Annotated in this window: 1 protein-coding gene; it reads right to left on the bottom strand. The window is 71.8% G+C overall.

The annotated features are described in order from the left end of the window. Nucleotides 1–83 precede the first annotated feature (83 nt). Nucleotides 84–962, bottom strand: coding sequence for a hypothetical protein (locus ACFV6I_RS23735; RefSeq protein WP_380379796.1), 879 nt, complete (start codon nucleotides 960–962; stop codon nucleotides 84–86). Nucleotides 963–1,427 lie beyond the last annotated feature (465 nt).

The following is a 1,427-nucleotide window of genomic DNA, read 5'->3' as shown; positions in this document are numbered from 1 at the left end:
CGCATAACCGCTAATCGGCCCGGCCCGATGCCCCTTTTCTTTCCGGGTACGGGGGCTGGGCCTCACTCGTCGGTCGGAACCGCTCAGCTGCGGGCGTCGCCCTTGGCCTCGGCGTCAGCCTTCGGCTCGTCCTTGGCCTCGTCCTTGGCCTCGGTGGCGCGCGCGGGCACCACGCCGTCGAACTCCTCGTCGATCTCGAGGTCGTCCTCGTCGTAGTACTCCTCGACGTTCTCCTCGTCCTCGAAGATCACGCGGTCGTCGGAGGCCTCGCCGCCGCGCTTCTTCGCCGGGGCGTCGGCCTGCTCGAACTCCTCCTCGGCCATCTCCGGGTCGAGCGCGTCCACGAACTCCACACCGTCGATCTCGGCCAGGCGCTCCGCCGCGTTGGTCGTGCCCTCGGTGTCGGCCTCGGCCGCCTTCGCGAACCAGTCACGGGCCTCGTCGCCACGGCCGGCCGCGATCAGCGCCTCGCCGTAGGCGTACCGGAGACGCGCGGTCCACGGGTGCACGGCGCTGGAAGCCAGCTCCGGGCTCTGCAGGGTCACCACGGCCGCGTCGAACTGCTCCATGTCGGAGCGGGCGCCGGCGGAGACCAGACGCATCTCGACCTGGCCGGCCTTGTCCAGCTGCTTCACCTCGGGCTCACCGGCCATCGCCAGGGCCCGCTCCGGACGGCCCAGACCGCGCTCGCAGTCGGCCATCACCGGCCACAGGTCCGCACGGCCGGTCATCCGACGGGCGGCACGGAACTCGGTCAGCGCCTCGGAGTACCGCTGCGTCATGTACGAGGCGAAACCGGCCGCCTCACGGACGGCGGCCACGCGGGAGGCCAGACGGAGCGCGACGCGGGAGAACTGGTAGGCCTCCTCCGGCTCGGTGTCGAGCAGGCGGGCCACCATCACCAGGTTGCGGGCGACGTCGTCCGCGAGCGTCTTGGGAAGGCTCTTGAGCTCCTGGCGCACGTCCCCGTCCAGCTCGAAGCCGGTGACGTCCTCCGGGATCGGCAGGCGCTTGACGGGCTCGTAGTTGCCGCGACGGTCGTCGTAGCCGCCCCGGTCGTCACGGCGGTCGTCGCGGTTGCCGCGGTAGCCGCCACGGTCGCCGCCGCGGTCGTCGCGGTTGAAACCACCGGACGGGCGGTCGCCACGGTCACGGTTGAAGCCACCGCCGGAGGGGCGGTCGTCACGACGGAAGCCGCCACGGTCGCCGCCACGGTCATCGCGGTTGAAACCACCGGACGGGCGGTCGTCACGACGCGGACGGTCGTCACGGTCACGGTTGAAGCCACTCGGACGGTCATCGCGACGGAAACCGCCACCACCCGACGGGCGGTCGCCACGGTCACGGTTGAAGCCACCGCCGGAGGGGCGGTCGTCACGGCGGAAGCCGCCACGGTCGCCGCCACGGTCGTCGCGGTTGAAACCACC

The organism is Kitasatospora sp. NPDC059803, from assembly GCF_042732255.1.
Classification (GTDB): domain Bacteria; phylum Actinomycetota; class Actinomycetes; order Streptomycetales; family Streptomycetaceae; genus Kitasatospora.
This window is presented reverse-complemented; position numbering and strand designations above follow the sequence as displayed.